General features: G+C 40.3%; 21 protein-coding genes and 1 riboswitch. Of the genes, 10 read left to right on the top strand and 11 right to left on the bottom strand.

Translation table 11 applies throughout. The features are described 5' to 3' along the window. Positions 1–11: 11 nt before the first annotated feature. The 8 genes from comGF to RCG24_RS02100 form a co-directional block, all read right to left on the bottom strand. Positions 12–485 carry a competence type IV pilus minor pilin ComGF gene (gene comGF / locus RCG24_RS02065; protein WP_308078192.1) on the bottom strand — a complete coding sequence of 158 codons (474 nt, stop codon included), beginning with the start codon at positions 483–485 and terminating at the stop codon, positions 12–14. Next, positions 436–774 carry a hypothetical protein gene (locus tag RCG24_RS02070; protein ID WP_308078193.1) on the bottom strand — a complete coding sequence of 113 codons (339 nt, stop codon included), beginning with the start codon at positions 772–774 and terminating at the stop codon, positions 436–438. Before RCG24_RS02070 ends, comGF begins: the two co-directional genes overlap by 50 nt. Further along, entirely contained in the window at positions 758–1195 is a 438-nt protein-coding gene (gene comGD / locus RCG24_RS02075; protein ID WP_308078194.1) for a competence type IV pilus minor pilin ComGD, read from the bottom strand. Before comGD ends, RCG24_RS02070 begins: the two co-directional genes overlap by 17 nt. A 1-nt stretch (position 1196) precedes the next feature. Next, positions 1197–1526 (bottom strand): competence type IV pilus major pilin ComGC, encoded by a 330-nt coding sequence (gene comGC, locus RCG24_RS02080; RefSeq protein WP_308078195.1) that lies wholly within the window; start codon positions 1524–1526, stop codon positions 1197–1199. Between the two features lie 18 nt (positions 1527–1544). Further along, entirely contained in the window at positions 1545–2582 is a 1038-nt protein-coding gene (comGB, locus tag RCG24_RS02085; protein WP_308078196.1) for a competence type IV pilus assembly protein ComGB, read from the bottom strand. Then, positions 2563–3618 carry a competence type IV pilus ATPase ComGA gene (gene comGA / locus RCG24_RS02090; protein ID WP_308079088.1) on the bottom strand — a complete coding sequence of 352 codons (1056 nt, stop codon included), beginning with the start codon at positions 3616–3618 and terminating at the stop codon, positions 2563–2565. The genes comGB and comGA overlap by 20 nt, the downstream gene beginning before the upstream one ends. Before the next feature lie 186 nt (positions 3619–3804). Further along, positions 3805–4596: a YqhG family protein gene (locus RCG24_RS02095; RefSeq protein WP_308078197.1), complete on the bottom strand. Its 792-nt coding sequence runs from the start codon at positions 4594–4596 to the stop codon at positions 3805–3807. Then, positions 4574–6265 (bottom strand): DEAD/DEAH box helicase, encoded by a 1692-nt coding sequence (locus tag RCG24_RS02100; RefSeq protein ID WP_308078198.1) that lies wholly within the window; start codon positions 6263–6265, stop codon positions 4574–4576. The genes RCG24_RS02095 and RCG24_RS02100 overlap by 23 nt, the downstream gene beginning before the upstream one ends. A 154-nt stretch (positions 6266–6419) precedes the next feature. Then, a riboswitch (glycine riboswitch) is annotated at positions 6420–6508 on the top strand. 207 nt (positions 6509–6715) lie between these two features. Here RCG24_RS02100 and gcvT point away from each other — a divergent pair. Genes gcvT through gcvPB form a run of 3 tightly spaced genes read left to right on the top strand, consistent with a single transcriptional unit; the run spans position 6716 to position 10633 of the window. Beyond that, positions 6716–7819, top strand: coding sequence for a glycine cleavage system aminomethyltransferase GcvT (gene gcvT / locus RCG24_RS02105; protein ID WP_308078199.1), 1104 nt, complete (start codon positions 6716–6718; stop codon positions 7817–7819). Positions 7820–7836: 17 nt separating this feature from the next. Beyond that, on the top strand, positions 7837–9183 hold the full coding sequence (gcvPA, locus tag RCG24_RS02110) for an aminomethyl-transferring glycine dehydrogenase subunit GcvPA (RefSeq protein WP_308078200.1): 1347 nt from the start codon (positions 7837–7839) through the stop codon (positions 9181–9183). Next, entirely contained in the window at positions 9176–10633 is a 1458-nt protein-coding gene (gene gcvPB / locus RCG24_RS02115) for an aminomethyl-transferring glycine dehydrogenase subunit GcvPB (RefSeq protein ID WP_308078201.1), read from the top strand. Before gcvPA ends, gcvPB begins: the two co-directional genes overlap by 8 nt. 89 nt (positions 10634–10722) lie before the next feature. Here the strand turns inward: gcvPB and RCG24_RS02120 are convergent, their stop codons facing one another. After that, complete coding sequence (locus RCG24_RS02120) at positions 10723–11106, bottom strand: rhodanese-like domain-containing protein (RefSeq protein WP_308078202.1); 384 nt, start codon at positions 11104–11106, stop codon at positions 10723–10725. A gap of 183 nt (positions 11107–11289) precedes the next feature. Here RCG24_RS02120 and RCG24_RS02125 point away from each other — a divergent pair, with 183 nt between their 5' ends. The 6 genes from RCG24_RS02125 (at position 11290) to RCG24_RS02150 (ending at position 18854) form a co-directional block, all read left to right on the top strand. Beyond that, positions 11290–12126 (top strand): lipoate--protein ligase family protein, encoded by an 837-nt coding sequence (locus RCG24_RS02125; protein ID WP_202652629.1) that lies wholly within the window; start codon positions 11290–11292, stop codon positions 12124–12126. A 334-nt stretch (positions 12127–12460) separates the two neighbouring features. Beyond that, positions 12461–15019 (top strand): vitamin B12-dependent ribonucleotide reductase, encoded by a 2559-nt coding sequence (locus tag RCG24_RS02130; protein ID WP_308078203.1) that lies wholly within the window; start codon positions 12461–12463, stop codon positions 15017–15019. 189 nt (positions 15020–15208) lie between these two features. After that, complete coding sequence (locus tag RCG24_RS02135; protein ID WP_308078204.1) at positions 15209–15655, top strand: hypothetical protein; 447 nt, start codon at positions 15209–15211, stop codon at positions 15653–15655. A gap of 134 nt (positions 15656–15789) precedes the next feature. Further along, positions 15790–16905: an IS4 family transposase gene (locus RCG24_RS02140; protein WP_308077077.1), complete on the top strand. Its 1116-nt coding sequence runs from the start codon at positions 15790–15792 to the stop codon at positions 16903–16905. A gap of 427 nt (positions 16906–17332) precedes the next feature. Beyond that, complete coding sequence (locus RCG24_RS02145; protein WP_235887859.1) at positions 17333–17782, top strand: C40 family peptidase; 450 nt, start codon at positions 17333–17335, stop codon at positions 17780–17782. Between the two features lie 187 nt (positions 17783–17969). Beyond that, positions 17970–18854: a patatin-like phospholipase family protein gene (locus RCG24_RS02150; protein ID WP_308078205.1), complete on the top strand. Its 885-nt coding sequence runs from the start codon at positions 17970–17972 to the stop codon at positions 18852–18854. Between the two features lie 18 nt (positions 18855–18872). Here RCG24_RS02150 and RCG24_RS02155 read toward each other — a convergent pair whose 3' ends face one another. Both RCG24_RS02155 and RCG24_RS02160 read right to left on the bottom strand, forming a co-directional pair. Then, positions 18873–19262: an SA1362 family protein gene (locus RCG24_RS02155; RefSeq protein ID WP_308078206.1), complete on the bottom strand. Its 390-nt coding sequence runs from the start codon at positions 19260–19262 to the stop codon at positions 18873–18875. Between the two features lie 59 nt (positions 19263–19321). Next, positions 19322–20266 carry a DUF1385 domain-containing protein gene (locus tag RCG24_RS02160; protein ID WP_308078207.1) on the bottom strand — a complete coding sequence of 315 codons (945 nt, stop codon included), beginning with the start codon at positions 20264–20266 and terminating at the stop codon, positions 19322–19324. A gap of 208 nt (positions 20267–20474) precedes the next feature. On the opposite strand from RCG24_RS02160, the gene RCG24_RS02165 reads away from it, so the two are divergent. After that, positions 20475–20972, top strand: coding sequence for a YqhR family membrane protein (locus RCG24_RS02165; RefSeq protein ID WP_308078208.1), 498 nt, complete (start codon positions 20475–20477; stop codon positions 20970–20972). Positions 20973–21036 lie beyond the last annotated feature (64 nt).

Below are 21036 nucleotides of genomic sequence, written 5' to 3' on the forward strand. Positions count from 1 at the left end.
CTCATTTTTTTTCATGGGTCCGTCTTCCAATCGACTAATGAAAAGGCAATAACAGAATATTCCTTTCCTAAATTATTTTTAACGGTTACTTTTACAGCATTATTTAATAATTCGAAGGCGTGCTGTGATACATTTTGCAGCACAACTTCATGACCGGTAAAATTTACACGTCTGCGTAAATTCGTTTCGTATTTTTCATAAATAATCGAATCCTTGCCTTTTGTGAGGATCAATTGGCCAGACTCGACTTTTGCCTCGGTTGATAAACGAATTTCTTTTTTTAACTGGCTGCAAAAAACTTCCCATTCCATCTCCTGCAGTCTGATTTGGTTATCCCGATGATCAAGAATGATTTGAAAAATCGGTGCCAGCAAAAACACAATAATCGAAAAAATAGATAAAGCAAACAGCGCCTCGACTAATGTAAAGGCATTTTCATTCGAGTTTGCCGCAAACTTCAATTTTGCTGTGACGTGTTTTTCCATCAGCGCTTACGCAAACCTCCTTTGGGCCGTTTTCGTTACTATCGTTCCAATGAATTTGGTAATTGACGCCGTTTTGACTAAGCGATCCACTTGTGTAGGCTTGTGAGTCATTGAGTTTTGCCTGAAGTTCTTCATACATGATTTGCCGCGCCTTTTTCTCCATCTCCAGATTTATCGATTGCTCCCTTAGATCGATAAAAAGCGGAATCAAATAGATGCCAATCATGAACACGGCTGCCAAGGATAATAACAGTTCAAGCAAAAAAAATCCTTTATTGTTCTTTAACATAAAAACGTCCCCTGCCAATCAAAAAGGTTAACTTATATTTGTTATTTTTAGTATGAATCAGGATGGAACCAAAATCACTTACATTGCCATTGGGCAGGAATTTGATTGTTAATGGAAGGGAGCCTTCAGTAAGATAGATACTTTTTGAATAGCTTCTTACTAAAAAAGGCGGCAGTTCTGTACGTTCAGAAATTGTGTATTTATATTGGCTAGGGAGAAAAATAATCAAGACCTGATGCTGGTGGGCGATTGCATAATTTTGGGCAAAATAGAGGTCTGATTGTAATTGCGTTAAAAACGCCTCATCTTCCACCACAGACTGCTGTGGTTTTAAGGAAAAGACGGTTACCAAAGAAATAATCATAAAGATGGAGAGGACGAATAATGCCTCAACTAGCGTAAATCCTTTCTGTTTTTCCATTTTAAGAACCAGATGCTTGATTTTTTACCGTGACGTTGCCTTCTCCATCAATGACTATTTCATGACCGTCCGGGCATCCTTGGGTATCTTTTAAGTAACCATCTGATTTTAGATCTTGAAGTGATGGAATTTTATGTTTGTCCATTTGATATGCCTGGACTTCTGCCTCAACCATTTTAACGTAGGCCTCACAGCCTTTTTTATTGATGTTGGAGTTATGTTTGGCGACGTTTGGAATTGTGATGATTAACAGGATGGAAATGATCAGCATGACGATCATCATTTCGATTAAAGTAAAACCTTTTTCATTCCTGAATAATTTTGTCTTCATTTTCAGTACCTCCAGTCATTAAATCCCATCTAATAAATGAAACATGGGTAAAAGAATCGCTAAATACATCGATACAATCAGGAAGCCGATAAGTAAATATAGGATTGGCTGGATGGCTCTTATCCATTTTTCGATCAGCTCCTCCATGACGCTGATACAGTGCCTGCTGAAAAATAATAATTCCTGTTCCAATTTTCCATTCTCTTGACCGTGTTTCACGATCATTGGAAATTCAGATTCTAAGAAGTGGAATGATCCCAAAATTGATTCTAATTTTTCACCGGTAACCAGTTTTCTTTTTATTTCCTTGCCTAGTGCACTGTAAAAAGGCTGTTTTTTATTTTGTTCAAACAAGATCAGTGCTTCGGAAACGGATATTCCAGCGGATAACAGAAAGCTTAATTGAATGGAAAAGTAGTGGGTAAACAGCAATTTGAGGATCCTGCCGATCATAGGGAGGCGGGAAAGCAGTGCGCGCTGCTTTAAAATAGGTAATTTTCGGAAGCTGCCATAATAGTAGATTGCTGTTAACAACAGGAGGGCAAGAAGCAATTCCATACCGATCGGAAAATATTTGCCAAAAGCATAAATGACTTTTGTGAAGAAATTCACTTCCAGGCCTAAAGATGAAAATAGACCGGTAAACTTGGGAAGTAAGGTGTTCTGCACAAAGATAAAAAGAAAGCAGGTAATAATTATGAGTAAAATCGGATATTGCAGCATTTTTAATAATCTTTTTAAATCCCGATCTTTTAATAATGCGAGGCTGCTGCCCTCTTGAAGTGCCTCGGCAAAGCTGCCATGCCGTTCGGCAAAGTAGATATATCCGATTAAGTCTTGATGAAAACCCAGTGCTTGCAGGACCTCATGAAATGGAAGTCCCTTCCGTAATTTTCTTAAACAATCCTGTAATTCCAGCTTGCGATAAGCCGGTAAATGCAAAGAAATCGATTCAATTGCATCAGCGATTGGATAACCTCTTGCAAGCAGCTCGCCGATTCTTTTTAAGAAACTCGCCTGCTCATTTACCGACCATTTACGTTTCTTCATCATCATACACCAGCCGCTCATATTCAGATTCTTGAATGTAACCTAGCGCAATGCCTTTCTTGATCACTTCTTTTAACGTCTTATATTTTACTTTGACTGGTTCCCCCTTCGCTGCTCTCATCGTTGCGGTTAAATTTCTCCCCGATAAAAGTTCAAATACACTTGCGCGTTTCCATCTGCCGCTTGAATAACAATGTGGTGAACACTCGCCTTCACAATATGGACAAGTCAATTCCACTAATCTTTGAGCCGTAATCGCGATTAATGTTTGCTCTACCTCCAGCCAGTTGATCCCAAATTCATGGAGGCGGAATACCGCGCCTCTTGCATCTCGCGTATGCATCGTACTGAGTACCAAATGGCCAGTCAACGCAGCTCTTACGGCAATTTTTGCTGTTTCCGCATCCCTGATTTCCCCCACCATAATAATGTCCGGGTCATGACGGAGAATTGCTTTTAAGCCGGCTGCATAGGTAACACCAGCTTTTTCATTCACTTGGACTTGCAGAACGGAATCATAGTTTTTTTCAACCGGGTCTTCGAGTGTAATGACATTACGATGAAAGAGGTGTGCAGTTTCGTTTAATAACGAGTACAAGGTTGTCGTTTTACCGGATCCGGTTGGCCCGGTGAAGATGATTAACCCATGGGCATGCTTGAGCAGGGCTAATAATTTGCGCGTCATTGCCGGAAAGAGTGAGAGCTGGTGAAAAGGGATTTGTTCCTGCTGCGGTAACAGGCGGATCACGAGGCTTTCGCTGTTGTTTGAAGGAAGTGTGGATAATCTCAGGCCGATTAGTTGTCCGTTTACATTGCAAACAATCGCACCGCTTTGCGGGCGTCTGCGTTCACCGATATCCATATTGGCTGTAAATTTAAAGTGGGAAATGAGTTTGTTGCATTCAGCTTTTGGCAGTGATAATCGGGGAATGAGTTTGTTGTTTAAACGGATTTGCACTAGTGTATCGGTCTTGCGAGGAATAATGTGAATATCTGTCGCCTGGTTTCTTGCTGCATCCGAAATGATTCGGTCAGCTAACATTTCAATTTCACTTACAATCGGAAACACCACCTTTATTATTTTGTCCTTGTTCTTATTCGACACTATTCTCCTTTTTCCTTCTTTATTTTTAAAAAAATAAATTATTTTTGCCGAAATTTTTGTAGTTGACAAAAAACTAGGGTGTCAGGCACCCCTGCAAAGTCTGATTGGTGCCTGACACCGCCTTTAGATCAGTTTTTCTGTTAAGTAAAAGAGGCCGCCATTGATGAAAGAGATTTTTATTTTGGGTTCATACTGTTCTTGGAGTGCTTGTTTTTCTGTTTCGTAGTTTTCATTTTCTCCTTCGATATCTTCATAGAAGTGATCGAGAAGGCGCAAATCTTGTTCCCAGCGCTGTTTCGCTTCCTTTGCCCATGTATGGTCATCCTCCATAATCAGTGATTTTAGGTATTTTTCAATTCGGACAATGCCGCTTTTTGGCTTTATTAATGGCGATATGGTAAAGGAATAGTCAGGTATCTTAGGTGTTAACGGTATTTGCAACAGACGATCATGAAAATTTTCCACTAGGGCACCATGAATAAGCTGGAGACCAATTGATCGGAACTGATCGCGTTTCCGATCACATTGATAGGAAATTTTCACATTCATGCATAACCAGGGCAATAGCGGTGTTTGCTGTTTTCCTTGCTGATGATTTTCATATAAACGAATATATTTGGCTAAATTTTTAGTAGAAGCAAATATCTGGTGCAGCCGTGGTGAACCAAAATGAATAGATTCCCCTTTAAGATGATCCGGCGCTGCATTATGATCGGTTATCAAAGTCAGCTTCATAGGGTTGGGGATACCACCGGTCTTTTCTAAATAATGCCAATAGAACGGACGATTCATCAGCTCTTTATCCAGTTTGACGGTTAACTGGACCGTTATGTAGCCGGGTTTGTTTTCCAGAATGGGGCAATCGTTAGCCTGAAAATATTGTAAAAGAAAGTTATGTATTTCCTGCTGCTGCATGTTGTGATCCTCCCTGCTTCATACTATCGGCAAATTCAATCATCGAAGATAGATTTTCCATCTTGATTCTCATTTCACCTTCTGAACTGGACTCACCAAATATATCAATCAAGTGTTCCTCAATATTCCCAATGCCAAGCTTTGTTAAAATCTCATTTAGTTCGCCAATCACCCGCTCAAATAACTCGATTTTTTCATAAAGCAGTTTTAATATATGTTCTTCAACCGTGTCTTTTATCGCAAAATTATAGATTTTCACATCTTTTTCCTGGCCAAGGCGGTGGATTCGGCCAATCCGCTGTTCCAGCCTCATTGGATTCCAAGGTAAGTCAAAGTTGATAATATGATGGCAAAATTGCAAATTGATTCCCTCACCACCTGCTTCTGTGGCAATCAACACCTGGGCCTGCTTTTGAAAAAGCTCGCGCATCCAATCCTTCTTACCGCGCTTAAATCCGCCGCGAAAAGGAACAGAGGTGATACCATGTTGTTTTAAGTACCATTGAAGGTACAATTGGGTGGCGCGGTATTCTGTGAAAATGATCACCTTATCATGAATATTTTGGATCAATTCCAACGCTTTATCTGCTTTTGAGTTTGTTTGTACCGCTTCAACTTTTTTGATTAAAAGCTCGATTTGCTGTTGAAAGGCCACTGAAGGGTTTTCCCTTTTCTGGAGCATATTTTTTAATGTATAAAAAACGGCTTCTCTGCTGCTGCAAGCTTCCCGCTGCAGGGTCATCACCGAAAAAGCACTCGTTTGCAGCCAATCACCTTCATTTTTTAAACTGCAAATGGCTTCATATAATTCCCGTTCGCTTGAACTGAATTCAATCGCAATCGTTTCAACATGCCGCTTCGTCCATTCAATTCCCGTATCCGCACGGCGGTTGCGAATCATGACTTTATTGACTAATTCTTTTAAATGCTCATTATCATTTAAAGAACGGGAATCCCGCTTATATTTTTCATAAAAGGCCGTTTCACTGCCTAAGTGCCCCGGCTTTAGCAGCGAAACAAGGTTAAAAATTTCCTCTACTCTATTTTGAATCGGGGTAGCAGTCAACAGTAAGCAAAATTTCTTTTTAAGATTTTGCACAAATTCGTAGTTTTTTGTCTTATTATTTTTCAGTTTGTGAGCTTCATCGATAATAATTAAGTCATAATCCTGTTGATAAATTATATCCCGATGAGGACTTCGTTTAGCTGTATCAATCGAGGAAACCACCACATCGCATTGCTCCCAAACATAGCTTTTTTTCTGTGTAACAGCCGGGATAAAAAACTTGCTGTTGAGTTCTTGGCCCCATTGGGTGACAAGCGAAGCGGGGACAAGAATTAACACTTTTTTGACTAATCCGCGGATCATGTATTCTTTTAAAATCAGCCCTGCTTCGATTGTTTTTCCTAGTCCGACTTCATCCGCAAGGATTGCTTTGCCATTCATGTTTTCAATGACTTGTTTGGCGGTTTCGACTTGATGGGGAAGAGGAGTTAAATTAGGCAGGTGCTTTGGTGCCTGTAAGCCTTCAAATTCCGGGATGATTAAGTGTTTTTCCGCTTCAATAGCAAGTTTAAAAAGGTTCCAATCTCCCCATGGACCGTCATCGTCTATTTTTTCCAAAAAATCATCCTGCCAGGAGGAATCAAATTCAATTTCTACCTTCATTGTTTTCAGCCTCTTTTCCGAAAAAATGTTTGCTCAATATGCTGCTTAATGGTAGGATGATGTTAGCATTAGAATGTTTAAAATATTTGAAAATAACCTGGAATTTTTTTTAGTACATATAGTATGACCCAATTGGAAAATTTTATATATGCGAATGACAACAAGGGGAGAGACTACTTTTGTAGCGCCGAAGGAGCAAGCAATTCTTGTGAATCTCTCAGGCAAAAGAACTCTTGTTTGACGCAACTCTGGAGAGTGCTGCTTTAGGCAGCTACCCAAGGGGAAAGCCATTTAGGTTAAACTTTCAGGTAAAAGGACAGAGACTCCCTTATTTATAATAAAGGGGGAACTCTGTCTTTTTTTGGCTAAAGTTCTATTGAATAGGGTAATTATCTCTTTTATAAGAGGTTATTTCATTATACGATCATCGGAAAAAAGGGGGATTTCGTGATGGCAGAATTAAAACGTACTCCGCTGTTTCCTGTTTATAAGGAATACGGAGGAAAAACGATCGACTTTGGCGGCTGGGAGCTTCCTGTCCAATTTTCCAGCATAAAAGAAGAACATGAAGCTGTCCGCGCCAGAGCTGGTTTATTTGATGTTTCTCATATGGGGGAAATTGAGGTCAAGGGTTCTGACAGCTTAGCTTATTTACAGAAGATGATGACAAACGATATTTCCAAGGTGAATAATGGTGCTGCACAATATACAGCAATGTGTTATGAAACCGGCGGAACAGTTGACGACCTGCTTGTCTACAAATTGGAAGATGAACACTACCTTCTGGTTGTTAATGCTGCAAATCTGGAAAAGGATTACGAGTGGCTTAATAAGCATTTGGAAGGTAATGTGACGCTCAAGAACCTATCTGAAACCACTGCTCAGGTAGCCCTTCAAGGACCTCTGGCAGAGAAAGTTCTTCAAAAGCTGACGACATCGGAATTAAACACCATCGGCTTTTTCAAGTTTCGCCAAAACGTTGACATCGCTGGGAAAAAGGCACTTGTTTCCAGAACTGGTTACACCGGAGAAGACGGCTTTGAGGTTTATTGCGACGCCAATGACGTGGTTGAAATTTGGCACGCCATTCTGGCAGCGGGTAAGGAGGAAGGGGTTGTCCCGTGCGGCTTAGGTGCCCGGGATACGTTACGATTTGAAGCAAACTTACCACTTTATGGTCAAGAACTATCAGCGGAAATTTCCCCGCTTGAGGCCGGCATTGGGTTTGCCGTGAAGTTAAATAAAGAAACCGATTTTATTGGCAAAGCCGCCTTGGTGAAACAAAAAGAAAACGGTCTGTCAAGAAAAATTGTCGGGATTGAAATGATTGATCGCGGTATCCCGCGTCACGGTTACGCTGTCTATAAAGACGAGGAGCGGATTGGCGAGGTTACTACCGGAACCCAGTCACCAACTTTAAAGAAAAATATTGGGCTTGCTCTGATCTCTTCGGAGTATGCGCAGCTTGATACTGAAATAGAAGTGGAAATTCGTGGAAAAAAATTAAAAGCCAAAATCATTTCAGCACCTTTTTATAAAAGGGAAAAGAAATAACAGAAGGGGGCAGAAGCATGAAACATCGTTATTTACCGATGACTGAACAAGATCAAAAGGATATGCTTGAAACCATTGGTGTTTCCAGTATCGATGACCTATTCAGCGATATTCCGGAAAAAGTTAAATTCAAGGGGCAATACAATATTAAGCCGGCTAAATCTGAGACGGGTTTAATGAAAGAACTGTTTAAGCTGGCCAATCGGAATGCCGATCTAAAAGAAAATGTCTCATTCCTCGGAGCCGGGGTTTACGACCATTATATTCCAGTGATTGTTGATCATGTTCTCTCAAGGTCTGAATTTTATACGGCATATACACCATATCAACCGGAAATATCGCAAGGGGAGCTTCAAGCTATTTTTGAATTCCAAACGATGATCTGTGAATTAACCGGAATGGAAGTGGCAAATTCCTCGATGTATGATGGCGGCACTGCCCTTGCCGAAGCGGCGATGTTAAGCGCAGGCCATACAAAGCGCAAAACGATCGTTGTTTCCAGCGCTGTTCATCCGGAATATCGTGATGTTTTAAAAACATATGCAAAGGGTCAATATCTTGATGTGGTTGAAGTTCCTGTTCACAATGGGATAACAGATGTAGAGGCGTTAAAGAAATTGGTCAAAAGGGATGTTGCTGCAGTAATCCTTCAATATCCCAACTTTTTCGGAAGAATTGAGCCGTTAAAAGAACTGGAGGAAGTGATCCACGAACATAAAGCGCTGTTTGTTGTTTCTTCCAATCCATTATCATTAGGCGTGTTAACACCTCCTGGCAAGTTTGGTGCTGATATCGTTGTTGGCGATGCTCAGCCTCTCGGAATTCCAACCGCTTTTGGCGGTCCGCATTGCGGATATTTTGCTGTCACCAGCAAGTTAATGCGCAAGGTTCCAGGACGCCTTGTCGGCCAGACAACGGATGAAGCAGGGCGTCGCGGCTTTGTATTGACGCTTCAGGCGCGGGAGCAGCATATCCGTCGTGATAAGGCAACATCTAATATCTGTTCCAACCAAGCGTTAAATGCCCTGGCTGCTGCTGTTGCCATGACTGCACTTGGTAAAAAGGGGATTCGCGAAATCGCCGCTGCCAACCTGCAAAAGGCCCACTACGCCAAAAATGCTTTTAAACAAGCCGGCTTTGAAGTAGTATATGATGGCCATAGCTTTAATGAATTTGTGATTAAGTTAAATCGTCCAGTTAAAGAAATCAATCAAAAACTGCTGCACGAAGGGATCATTGGCGGTTATGATTTAGGCCGTGATTATCCGGATTTGGTTCATCACATGTTAATTGCTGTGACAGAGCAAAGAACGAAGGAAGAGATTGATACTTTAGTAAGAGAATTGGGGGATATGCATGCATAATCAAGATCAGAAGCTGATTTTTGAACTTAGCACACCGGGTCGAATTGGATACAGTCTTCCGGAAATGGATGTTCCGGAAACAGAGCTAAATGGTCTTCTTCCTGAAGGTTATCTGCGTGAAGAAGAGCCTAATCTTCCAGAGGTATCTGAACTTGATATCATGCGTCACTATACCGCTCTATCAAAAAGAAATCACGGCTTGGATTCAGGCTTTTATCCATTAGGCTCCTGTACCATGAAATACAATCCAAAAATCAATGAAAATGTTGCCCGCTTGAACGGGTTTGCCCATATTCATCCGCTTCAGGATGAGAGCTCTGTCCAAGGGGCACTTGAACTGATGTATGATCTGCAGCAGCACTTGAAAGAAATTACCGGTATGGACGAGGTAACATTGCAACCGGCTGCCGGTGCTCATGGAGAATGGACGGGTTTAATGTTAATTCGGGCTTACCATGAAGCAAATGGGGATGGGAAGCGTACAAAAGTGATTATCCCTGACTCGGCACACGGAACCAACCCTGCTTCCGCCACGGTAGCCGGATTTGAAACGATTACCGTTAAATCTAACGACAAGGGCCTTGTGGACTTGGAGGATTTGCGCAGGGTCGTGGGTGAAGATACCGCCGCATTAATGCTGACCAATCCCAATACGCTTGGATTGTTTGAAGAGCATATTGTTGAAATTGCCGAGATTGTCCACGCCGCTGGAGGAAAGGTGTATTATGACGGGGCGAACTTGAACGCTGTTCTTTCAAAAGCAAGACCAGGGGACATGGGCTTTGATGTCGTTCACTTAAATCTTCATAAAACCTTTACCGGTCCACATGGCGGTGGAGGTCCTGGTTCAGGCCCTGTAGGCGTTAAGGCTGACTTGATTCCATTTCTCCCTAAACCGCTTGTAACAAAACAGGGGGAACAGTACGTGCTTGATTATGACCGTCCGCAATCCATCGGCCGGGTGAAGCCTTTTTATGGGAACTTCGGCATTAACGTTCGTGCCTATACGTATATTCGTTCAATGGGACCTGACGGATTGAAGGCTGTCACTGAATATGCGGTGTTAAATGCCAACTATATGATGAGAAGGCTGGCTGACTATTACGATCTGCCATTTGACAGACATTGTAAGCATGAGTTTGTGTTAAGCGGCAGGCGTCAGAAAAAATTGGGGGTCCGGACGCTGGATATTGCCAAACGTTTGTTAGACTTTGGTTATCATCCGCCAACCATTTACTTCCCATTAAATGTGGAAGAATGTATCATGATTGAACCGACTGAAACGGAATCGAAAGAAACACTTGATTCCTTTATTAAGGCGATGATTCAAATTGCCAAAGAGGCAGAGGAAAATCCAGAAATGGTTCAAGAGGCACCACATACAACGGTTGTCGGCCGACTAGACGAAACAACTGCAGCCCGGAAGCCCATTTTGCGCTACCAAGCATAAAACAGAAAAAGGGGTGATTCGCTAGTGAATCATCCCTTTTTCTTCGAAAAATAAGAGAGCCCTGTATCAGAGCCTAATTATATGAGAATTTATTTTTTTGCTTTAACCTTGCCTGTCCACTTTTTAAATCCGCCTTGCAGTTGGGTTAGATCTTTATAGCCTTTTTTGTATAAAAATTGCGCCGCTCGGGCACTGCGCATCCCACTTTGGCAATATAAATAAACCGGGAGGTCTGGACGAATTTCCTTCATTCGCATTTTGAGCTGTGACATTGGAATGTTGCGTGCTCCTAAAATATGACCGGCATCAAACTCGTTTGGTTCACGAACATCGATGAGCTGTGCCTTTCTATACCCTTTTCGGAACTCCTCTTCGGTAACCGTCTTAACGATTTTCTTTTGATAGAAATAATTGAAAACGGTGTAAATAATGAGGGCGGCCAAAATAATTAATAAAACATAGAATGAACTCAATTTTTTTTCTCCTTTCAAGCATTACTACACTAGTTTTTATTATATAAGTCATTCTCCTAAAGATAAAGAACAATGATGAAAAATAATGTGGGTAAAATTATACCAAATACAAGATATTTTGCTTTAGCTTCTATTTTTGATAGACTAAAAAACGAAAAAAATTTGGGTAAACGGGGTTTTTGGATGGGAAAAGAAATTTGGTATTTTATTGATTCAGGAAGCTGTTCACCAGCTTTTAATATGGCCTTGGATGAAGCTTTACTTAACTGGCACAGTGAAGGAAAAATACCGCCGGTGATCCGCTTTTACGGGTGGAATCCGGCAACCCTATCAATTGGTTATTTTCAAAAGGTTGACAAGGAAATAGACATGGATGCTGTTAAACGATATCGACTTGGTTTTGTCAGAAGGCCAACCGGCGGTAGGGGTGTCCTCCATGAGCATGAGCTTACATATAGTGTCGTTGTATCGGAGGAGCATCCCAATATGCCTAAGACAGTAACAGAGGCCTACCGGGTCATTTCCGAAGGGATCTTAAAAGGTTTTCATTATTTGGGTTTAGAAGCCTATTTTGCCGTTCCAAAAACAATGGAAGAACGGGATGCACTGGAAAATCCACGATCAGCGGTTTGCTTTGATGCGCCGAGCTGGTATGAGCTTGTCGTTGAAGGCAGGAAGGTTGCCGGTAGTGCACAAACAAGGCAAAAGGGCGTTATTCTTCAGCATGGTTCCATCCTACTGGACTTAGATGAGGATAAGCTATTCAGTTTATTCAAATATCCAAGTAAGCGGATAAAGGAGCGAATGAAACGATCGTTTAAGGATAAGGCAGTTCCGATCAACGAAATCAGTCCAAGAAAAATTTCATTGGAGGAAGCAAAGCAAGCCTTCTCCAAAGGTTTTACCGAAGGGCTAAATATTGATCTTGAACCATTTCAACTATCTGAAAAAGAATTAGATTATGTTCATAGCCTGGCGCATAATCGCTATGAATCGGATGACTGGAATTTTAGAAGATAGGTATGGTATGATGAACGGCGTTTGCCGTTTTTTTATGTTTTTATGTAAAAAAAGAATCAACCTGCGAAATTTGTTAAATTTCGTCGTTTTTGGTAAATAACTTTGATAAAGCTTTTATTTTCTCTGAAATCTATTTAATTTTGAGTTTGACAAAATGAATGTTTTTTGCTCGACATACAATATATAGTGGCTATTTAAATTTATTTAACACAATATATTGATTTTTTCCGAGCTAATATGGTACGTTATGTATATCAAAGCAACTAGATTTAGCAAAATCAGACGAGAATCTAACAGGAAACAATAGATTTTATTTTTAGAAGGAGTTGTTCTCATGTCTGTTGTGTTTAGACAAAAATTGAATATTGATTTTGAAAGGTTGAATGAGGATATCCGTTTATTTCCTCAGGTACATCCGATTACCCCGGATATGAAAATAACCCACAAGGGTGTATCAAGATTAGTCATGTTGGATCGTTACACCTTTAAAGATACTGAAAAAATAACCCTTTCGAATGGCGATTTTGTTGTTTTAACGGTAAAAGAGGACCCAAAATTTCCGGCACGAGGTTTAGGAACGATCTTGGAAATCGATTGGGAAAAGAAAAAAGCCAAAGTTTTGATTGAAGAGGAATTCAGAGGAGTGTTGGATGATCCGGAAGAAGCCAAAACAGGAGTTATTTTGCGGTCGTTTGACGTGATTGAAAAACCGCTCGAGCTCTTCTATGAACAGATTGCCCGGCGTGTGGCTACAGGCCTTGCTGCGGTTGAGGAAACCGAAGAGAAGCGGAAAGAATGGACCGAGAAGTTCTATCAAGAGCTTGTCAGTTTGAACTTTATTCCGGCAGGACGCGTTCTTTATGGTGCTGGGGCTGACACCGAAGTAACCTATTTTAACTGTTATGTCATGCCTTTTGTTGCCGATTCACGTGAAGGAATTTCCGACCACCGGAAACAGGTCATGGAAATTATGAGCCGCGGCGGCGGTGTCGGCACAAACGGCTCAACACTGCGGCCAAGAAACACACTAGCCCGCGGCGTAAACGGCAAGTCATCCGGCTCGGTATCCTGGCTCGATGACATCGCAAAACTAACGCACTTGGTTGAGCAGGGTGGAAGTCGCAGGGGTGCGCAAATGATTATGCTGGCGGACTGGCATCCGGATATTATTGAATTTATTATTTCGAAGATGCAAAATCCGAGAATTTTACGGTTTTTAATTGAACACACGAATGATGATACCATTAAAAAGCTGGCAAAGGATAAGTTGAAATTTACACCGTTGACAGAGAAGGAAAGAGAGATGTATGAAGGAATTGTCCGTTACAAGGACTTTCCTGGAAATGGTGGCTTTTCTGAAGAAATTATCGAAGAAGCTGAAGAAAAACTGAAGGACGGAGGAAATTATTCTGTCCACAACCCGGAATTCCTGACAGGCGCAAACATCTCGGTTTGCCTGACGAAAGAATTTATGGAAGCCGTTGAAAATGATGGTGAATATGAACTTCGTTTCCCATATGTCGAACAATACGATGACGCGGAAATGAAGATTTATAATGAAGAATGGCACCAAATCGGCGATGTCCGAGAATGGGAAAAACTCGGACACAAAGTCCGTGTTTACAAGAAGATTAAGGCAACGCAACTGTGGAACTTAATTAACATTTGTGCTACCTACTCAGCAGAACCAGGGATCTTCTTTATTGATAATGCCAACGACATGACGAATGCCAAAGCATACGGACAACAAGTCGTCGCAACAAATCCGTGTGGTGAACAACCACTCGCACCATTTTCAGTCTGCAACCTTGCTGCTGTGAATCTGGCAGAAATGGCAGACAAGGAAAAGAAAACGGTAAATTACGAGAAATTAAAGAAGACTGTAGCCGTTGGAGTCCGTATGCAGGATAACGTCATCAACGCTACACCTTACTTCTTAGAGGAAAACAAAAAGCAAGCGCTAGGTGAGCGCCGTGTTGGTCTTGGTGTCATGGGCTTACATGACCTGTTAATCTATTGCGAAACGGAGTACGGCTCACCTGAGGGTAATAAACTGGTTGATCAAGTATTTGAAACCATTGCGACGACAGCATACCGTACTTCGATTGAATTGGCAAAAGAGAAAGGAAGCTTCCCATTCTTAACAGGTGAAACTCCAGATGAAACAAACCGCTTACGCCAAGCATTTATCGAAACAGGATATATGAAAAAGATGCCGGAAGATATTCGTCAAGCGATTTTGGAAAATGGGATTAGAAATTCCCATTTGCTAACCGTTGCTCCAACTGGAAGTACTGGTACAATGGTTGGCGTTTCCACAGGACTGGAACCATATTTTTCCTTTTCTTACTTCCGCAGCGGTCGTCTCGGAAAGTTTATCGAAGTAAAGGCCGATATCGTACAAGAATACTTAGACCGCCATCCGGAAGCGGATCCCGAAAACCTGCCAAAATGGTTTGTAACGGCAATGGAGCTGTCTCCGGAAGCACATGCTGATGTTCAATGTGTCATCCAGCGCTGGATTGACAGTTCAATTAGTAAGACGGTTAACGCACCAAAAGGATACAGTGTGGAACAGGTTGAAAAAGTTTACCAACGCTTATATCGCGGCGGTGCCAAGGGCGGTACAGTTTATGTTGATGGATCGCGTGATACTCAGGTATTAACTCTGAAGGCAGAAGAAAACACCAATGAGCAATTATCAATCTTTGACGAGAAGGAGATGCAGCATGTCGTACTAGTCGATACGATTACCGACCTTCGTTCAACAGATGTAACAATTGGCTCTGAGGTGGGCAATACATGCCCTGTCTGCCGCAAAGGAGAAGTCGAGGAAATTGGCGGCTGTAATACCTGCACGAACTGTGGTGCACAACTAAAATGCGGTTTATAAGATAGTGAAATGTGTGGAGAATGTAGCTTTGAAATAAAGTTGCGGTGTTAATAAAAAAGTTGCGAAGAAACACCTCTTTGGATATGCTAAAGGGGTGTTTTTTTATATCGAAAAGAATGAGAACATCTAAAAGAACACAGCATTAAAATGATTAAACTCTATTACAAAACTACTAAAGGGATATATGATATGATAAGAATTACTATTTTGGATGAAGATCATTCACTTGACGATATAAAAAGAGGTGAGATCCATTGGTCGAATATATGTGAGTTTGATGCATTGATTGAATTTGATTATGATAATCAAAATATTTGTGAATTTTATACCATGCATCATTTTATGTTATTACAAGATATGAGTGAAGCAATTTTGAATTTGCTTACAAAAGGGAAACAAGTGAGTTTTAGAGATTATGGGTATACTTATAATAAGCAACTTACTTTCAAAATGATTGATGAAGATGTGCATATTATGGTTTACCCTCAAAAAGAAAAAAACTCTGTTATTGTCTCACCTAAAGTTTTAGCATTAGATTTTTTAAGAGCATTAAAAGAAATACAAAATTTGTATTGCTCTTACAGAACTGATAATCTAAATGATAATGAGTTGAATGTTTTAAGAGAATATCACTAGTGTTGCATTAATTTAATTTCACTATTAGGAATACTCGAAATGTTTAATTTTATTATTTTCTGCAAAGAAAAAGTCCTTTATAATGGATAGGTCAGGTGGTAATCCGTCCAAATCCAATATAAAAGGACTAGCTCATGGACAAGATTACACGAAAAACTTCATTTGGACAATGGTTTTCACCAATAAATCTTCAATTATTTGAGGAACAGGTGAAAACGATGAAATTAGATTACTATACAAAGAAATTAACGACGGAGTCGTTCCTAAAATTACTTCTTTTTGCGCAGCTACAAGAAGTGGAAAGCCTTCATGCGCTTGGAGATTACCTTTTCGATGATCAGCTTCAAAAGGAAATTGACCTTGATTCTATTAGTATTTCTCAGCTGTCACGCCGTTTAAATGGGATGAATCCTGATCTATTCCAAAGGCTTTTTCTTGATTTGGTGTCCCAAATTCATGTCAAAACACATTACACAAAACTTGTGATGCCATTAAAAATCATCGATTCAAGTACCTTGCCACTCAATTTGACGAATCATAAATGGGCAAAATTCCGCAAAACAAAGGCTGGAGTAAAACTGCATTTGCGGCTTGTATTTATGGAAAAAGGCACTTCTTACCCGGAAAAAGCCGTTATGACTACGGCAAAAGAACATGATCGTGGCCAGCTTGAAATCATGGTAGATGACAAAGAATGCATGTATGTGTTCGACCGTGGTTACTTAGATTACGAACGTTTTGACCGCATGACCGATGATGGTTACTTTTTTCTTTCAAGGTTACGTAAGAACGCTGTTATACGGGAAGTTTACAACTTTAAACTACCGGAAAATTCTTCTGTTTTATCGGACCAAATGGTGTTGATTGGAACCACACAAAATCGTGCTGAAAATTATTTTCGACTGATAAAAGTTCTGGATTCAAAAGGAAATGAGCTCCATTTAATCACCAACCGTTTCGATTTGGAAGCTGATGAAATTTCAGAGATGTACAAATCACGCTGGGCCATTGAATTATTTTTCAAATGGATCAAACAGCACCTCAGCATAAAAAAGTTTTACGGTCAAAGCGAATGGGCGATTCAGAATCAAGTGTTCATTGCACTCATTGTTTTTTGCCTACATGTTCTAGCGCAAATTGAATTAAAAAGTAGTCGAAAAATCCTACAAATTAGCCGATATTTAAGGGCTGCACTATGGAAACCGGCGCATATTTGGCTTCGAAAGATTGAAGGAAAAGCTGTTCCTTAATAAGCAAATTTGTTGTCGTCCCACAGGTCTTCAGGTTTAACTGTAAATAAATTTCCAAATGGACAGAGCCACCTTTAAATGGGTATTTATCTTTTTGGCCCTAAAAGGGTGAAATATTTTAACTGAAAATTCCGATACTTTTTATGCAACACTAGTGAGAGAATATATAAAAAAAATAACTAAAACAGTAAGTCAAGTTAGTTAAAAAATGGAGGTAGGAATGAGAATATATCTTATCATTCCATTAAACCAACTAATATTAGATCCATCACTAAACAATCGGGTGCTTTCCTAATTTTTGAAAGTAATTCTAATATGAAAAAATAAAGTCGAATTTTGTAATAAAAATGTAATCTGACCGTCACGGTGATGTTACGCGTTTCTTGTATAGTAACAGTAACACAACTCACCAGGGGGATTAAACAAGATGTTGAAAAAAATCATAGCCATTTTCGCCATGACCCTAATTCTTAGCCCAATGCTTACTGCTATGGGAGGTAAAGCTGAAGCCGCTTATTATCATACTAAAGCCATTTCGGTAGCGAAAGCAAATTTGGGTGTTCCATACCGCTGGGGCGGAATATCACCAAGAGGGTTTGATTGCTCAGGTCTTGTTAAATATTCGTACGGAAAAGCAGGAAAAGTTTTACCACGGACTGCAGCAGACATGTTCTATACAAAAGGGTATCGTGTTAGTTCGTTAAAGGCTGGAGATTTGATGTTCTTTGCACCAAATAAAGCCAGCAGGCCTACACATGTTGCCATTTATATCGGTAACGGAAAAATGATTCAAGCAGCGTCTTCAAAAGGAGTTTCCATTTCGTACACAAGTAATAGCTATTGGAAGCCACGTTACATTGGCGCAAAGCGTATATAATAATGATAGGAAAGGGCATCGGGAAAGCCGATGCTCTATTATTTTTCCCTCCACCCCAGCTTAAATAATATGCCATCTTTTTCAATAACAGCCACCCATAATAAAAATTTTCTACTCGTCCGCTGTACTATTTTCTTATTAAGCCGCTTAAAGTGTAACAATGATATATCTTTAGGGGTGTGCTGCCATGAAGATAGATGGAGTTTTTTCCGGAGGAGGTATTAAAGCATTTGCGTTAATTGGGGCCTATGAAGAAATTGAGAAACAGGGTCTTGAATTTGTTCGAGTAGCTGGAACGAGTGCTGGATCAATTGTAGGAGCATTGATTGCTGCTGGCTATACGAGCAAAGAAATATATCAACTGGTTGGTGAATTGGATCCGCAAAAGCTGTTAGATGCACGAAAAACACTGATTCCCTTTAAATTTGCTAAATGGCTCTTGCTTTACTGGAGATTGGGTCTTTATAAGGGGAATGAACTTGAAAACTGGATTAAAGAAAAATTGGAGCTAAAGGGCTTAAGAACCTTTGCCGATTTGCCGCCGAAGGTACTCCGTGTGGTTGCCTCTGACCTTACAAATGGACAAATGGTTGTGCTGCCGGAGGATTTGGAGAAATACGGAATTTCCCCGAAGTCCTTCTCCATCGCCAGGGCCATTCGGATGAGCTGCAGCATTCCTTATTTTTTTGAGCCGGTGCGTTTGCGAACAGCAGGGGGAATGAATATTCTTGTTGATGGCGGTGTATTAAGCAATTTTCCTATGTGGCTTTTTGATAAAGACAATGTAAGAAAAAGCAGGCCTGTTCTAGGGATAAAATTGAGTGCCAATGAGTATGAGCATCGAAAGCATAAAATTAATAATGGAATTGAACTGTTTGGTGCCTTATTTGAAACGATGAAGGATGCGCATGATTCGCGATACATTTCCAAAAGGCATGCAGAAAATATTATTTTCATCCCTACAGAAGGAATCTTAACAACCGAGTTTCATTTAACAGAAGAAAAGAAAAAAGCACTGGTTCATTTAGGCCGGGAACACGCCAGGCAATTCTTGAACAGGTGGAGTTACTGACACAAAAAAAACGAGCGTTTATAATGACGCTCGATTTTTCTTTTTGCCCTTCTTACCATCAATAACGGTAAGATGTGCCGGAGGTTTCCTTTTGGTCTTCGGTTTCTTTAATGTGGAAATAGGGCCAAATGAGGAATTTTTCTGACCTGTGTCTCCGCTTCTTTGCTGCAACCGTTTTTTCGACTGCTTTGCCGCCTTCAAAAAGGCGCGCTGCTCTTTTTTTTGAGGGCTCGAATTTGAAAACTTCCGAACAAGGAAAAAGATGACCAAGACGATTATCGCCATGATGGCTATTTTTTGAATAAAACCAGCGGGATTAGCAGTGAACGAGCTCACAAGACCTAATAGGGCCAGAACGATAAGTCCTCCTACAATAAGGACGGATGTCCGATTTTTCAAGAAAGCCACCTCCCTCTATGAGCATCATAAGCATTTTTTTTATGTTTTAAACAAGTTTAAACAAAAATTTAGACAATTTCTTCACCTTTCATTCCAAATTCGCTTTCGGTCTCTTTTTTGAGCAATTCCTGAAAAGACAGAATCGCTACTTCCACCTGTTCATTTGTTGGTTCCTTGGTTGTTAATAGCTGGAGCCAGAGTCCAGGCAGCCCGAGGTATTTTAGAATTGGAATATTTCTCAGCTTATTTGTAAATTGGAGAACTTCAAAGGAAATTCCTAAAACAATGGGTATTAGCAAGATCCGGTCAACAATTCGCAGCCACAGCGGTGATGTTGGGACAAGCAAGTAAACAAACAGGCCGACGATGACGGTAAAAAGGATGAAACTGCTCCCACACCGGTAGTGAAGCCGAGAATGAGCCTGAACATTTTCGATTGTTAGCGCTGCACCAGACTCAAAAGTATTTATGACTTTATGTTCAGCACCATGATATTGAAACACCCTTTTAATCAGTGGTGTTAAAGAAACGAAATAAATATAGGAAAGCAGCAGTAATAGCTTAATCGTACTTTCAATGATAACTTGCATAAAATCTGATGGGAAAACGGACCTTGTTAATTCGGCTAATAAGGCAGGCACTAAAGTAAAAGCGAATTTACCGATGATAAAAGATAGTACCCCAATAACGGCAACCCCTAAATACATCGTTAATTTGGATACTTCTTTTTCCGTTAACGTTTCATCATCTTTAGGGTCAACATCATATCGTTCCGAGGAGAAATTTAAATGCTTTGAACCATTGGCACTTGACTCGATGATCGCGATAATCCCTCGAAGAAAGGGGATCTTTTTTAATTTGGCCAAAGCAGGGTTTGCTTTTCGCGGTAAATGAAAGTATTCAATCGAATTGTCTTTTCTTCTAATGGCTGTCACATAGTGATATTTACCGCCAAACATGACGCCTTCAACTACGGCTTGACCGCCATAAACGGGTTTTTGCGAATTAGACATATATTTGACACCAACCTATATACAAAGTTGCACATGATCAGAGGTTTGAGAAATCTGTATGTACTTAATTGTATTCTACTAGAAAAATAAAAAATCCTCTAGATTGACACACTATTCCTGTTAAAAAAATTCAGAAAAAAACATTTTGATGCAAGTGACGGGGATTGGAAGGACATAATAAAGTGAACAAATACTGGAGGTTGTTACAATGGCTAGTGATCAGCAAGCAGCAAATTACCCAAAAGCGATGTCCTTTCCAGTCATGGTCTTTTGGACTGGGTTATTTGCCGGACTATTATGGTCAACGATTGGCTTTTTGGCCTATTATCTAAGCTTTACTGAAATCCGTCCGAATTCCATTTTAATTCCTTGGACACTAGGAGATTGGAAATATGGATGGATCGGCACCATCATTTCCATTATCGTCATTGGAATCGTATCGATAGGGGTTGCTTTTATCTACTCAGCACTGTTCAAACGTTTCAATGGTTTATGGGTTGGATTTGGATATGGAGCCATCTTATTTTTCCTCGTTTTTTTAATACTTAATCCGCTGTTTCCCGCCAATAAACCACTTTTGAGTTTGTCCAGAAATACAATTATTACAACCGTTTGTTTATATATCCTCTATGGGATTTTTATTGGCTATTCCATCAGTTACGAGTATCAAAATAAAAAAGTTCAGGAGAAAGAAGCAGCTACATAAGTTTGTTATTAGTCGGAATAGGCCAGGTATGATAAAATAATTTTGTCCGTTTTTGGAATTGATA

Origin of the sequence: Neobacillus sp. OS1-32 (genome assembly GCF_030915425.1) — a bacterium.
GTDB lineage: Bacteria > Bacillota > Bacilli > Bacillales > Cytobacillaceae > Neobacillus > Neobacillus paridis.

Coding starts and splice junctions, on each gene's coding strand:
- RCG24_RS02140 (WP_308077077.1), top strand. CDS start 15,790: ATGGACAAGATTACACGAAAAACTTCATTTGGACAATGGTTTTCACCA.
- comGF (WP_308078192.1), bottom strand. CDS start 485: ATGGAAAAACACGTCACAGCAAAATTGAAGTTTGCGGCAAACTCGAAT.
- RCG24_RS02165 (WP_308078208.1), top strand. CDS start 20,475: ATGGCTAGTGATCAGCAAGCAGCAAATTACCCAAAAGCGATGTCCTTT.
- comGA (WP_308079088.1), bottom strand. CDS start 3,618: ATGTTAGCTGACCGAATCATTTCGGATGCAGCAAGAAACCAGGCGACA.
- gcvPA (WP_308078200.1), top strand. CDS start 7,837: ATGAAACATCGTTATTTACCGATGACTGAACAAGATCAAAAGGATATG.
- gcvPB (WP_308078201.1), top strand. CDS start 9,176: ATGCATAATCAAGATCAGAAGCTGATTTTTGAACTTAGCACACCGGGT.
- RCG24_RS02150 (WP_308078205.1), top strand. CDS start 17,970: ATGAAGATAGATGGAGTTTTTTCCGGAGGAGGTATTAAAGCATTTGCG.
- RCG24_RS02145 (WP_235887859.1), top strand. CDS start 17,333: ATGTTGAAAAAAATCATAGCCATTTTCGCCATGACCCTAATTCTTAGC.
- comGC (WP_308078195.1), bottom strand. CDS start 1,526: ATGAAGACAAAATTATTCAGGAATGAAAAAGGTTTTACTTTAATCGAA.
- RCG24_RS02100 (WP_308078198.1), bottom strand. CDS start 6,265: ATGAAGGTAGAAATTGAATTTGATTCCTCCTGGCAGGATGATTTTTTG.
- RCG24_RS02125 (WP_202652629.1), top strand. CDS start 11,290: ATGGGAAAAGAAATTTGGTATTTTATTGATTCAGGAAGCTGTTCACCA.
- RCG24_RS02095 (WP_308078197.1), bottom strand. CDS start 4,596: ATGCAGCAGCAGGAAATACATAACTTTCTTTTACAATATTTTCAGGCT.
- RCG24_RS02135 (WP_308078204.1), top strand. CDS start 15,209: ATGATAAGAATTACTATTTTGGATGAAGATCATTCACTTGACGATATA.
- RCG24_RS02130 (WP_308078203.1), top strand. CDS start 12,461: ATGTCTGTTGTGTTTAGACAAAAATTGAATATTGATTTTGAAAGGTTG.
- RCG24_RS02160 (WP_308078207.1), bottom strand. CDS start 20,266: ATGTCTAATTCGCAAAAACCCGTTTATGGCGGTCAAGCCGTAGTTGAA.
- comGB (WP_308078196.1), bottom strand. CDS start 2,582: ATGATGATGAAGAAACGTAAATGGTCGGTAAATGAGCAGGCGAGTTTC.
- comGD (WP_308078194.1), bottom strand. CDS start 1,195: ATGGAAAAACAGAAAGGATTTACGCTAGTTGAGGCATTATTCGTCCTC.
- gcvT (WP_308078199.1), top strand. CDS start 6,716: ATGGCAGAATTAAAACGTACTCCGCTGTTTCCTGTTTATAAGGAATAC.
- RCG24_RS02070 (WP_308078193.1), bottom strand. CDS start 774: ATGTTAAAGAACAATAAAGGATTTTTTTTGCTTGAACTGTTATTATCC.